Below are 597 nucleotides of genomic sequence, written 5' to 3'. Positions count from 1 at the left end.
CTCCCTCAAGGCTCCTCTGGCAGGTCATCTTTTCCGCCGCTGCGACAAGCAACTTCGGCCGTTGCACCACGTTTACGGTGCAGGAACCGGAGAGACCAATGCGTCTATTCAACAAGTTGCACGATGCGTTGCTAGTGGCCGTGGTGATCGTGCTGGACCCATACCCTGAGCCGGTCTCCTCAGAGCGAAAAGCGCAACCCTCCGCATTGCCAGATCGTCACCATCTGGCGCCTACCTTGGCGGCCCGGCGCTGTGCTCCACAATCTCACGAATGACGCGGATATCAGTGCCAGGCTGTTGCCTGCCACTGTTGGCTTGATTTCCTGCAGTGTGGTCAGCCCGGCGCTTTCGTGGCCGAGATTGCCCAGGATCGCCGCGGCATCGTCCGGCGTGATGGGGAAATCGGGGATTAGCTGCGCCATGATGCCAGGCGCTTTCGCACGGAACGTCGATTCCGCGTTTGGTTTGGCCATGTTGGCCTCCTTTGATGATGTGTTCGTGATGCGGGACTTCATCCCCCAGGGTGTAGGGTAATGCGGGGGCTCGATGAGCTCTTGGGGAGAGAGGCTGGAACGTCGCCGCCTTCCTGCTCTCTCC

General features: G+C 60.3%; 1 protein-coding gene. It reads right to left on the bottom strand.

Annotated elements, in window-relative coordinates; all coding sequences use genetic code 11:
* Window positions 1-179: 179 nt before the first annotated feature.
* Window positions 180-473 carry a hypothetical protein gene (locus ACI3KT_RS18500; RefSeq protein ID WP_404846636.1) on the bottom strand — a complete coding sequence of 98 codons (294 nt, stop codon included), beginning with the start codon at window positions 471-473 and terminating at the stop codon, window positions 180-182.
* Between the last annotated feature and the right edge of the window lie 124 nt (window positions 474-597).

It is taken from the genome of Microbacterium sp. ZW T6_19, from assembly GCF_044987465.1.
GTDB lineage: Bacteria > Actinomycetota > Actinomycetes > Actinomycetales > Microbacteriaceae > Microbacterium > Microbacterium natoriense_A.
The sequence above is the reverse complement of the archived record's forward strand: the minus strand, read 5'-3'. Positions and strand labels throughout refer to the sequence as shown.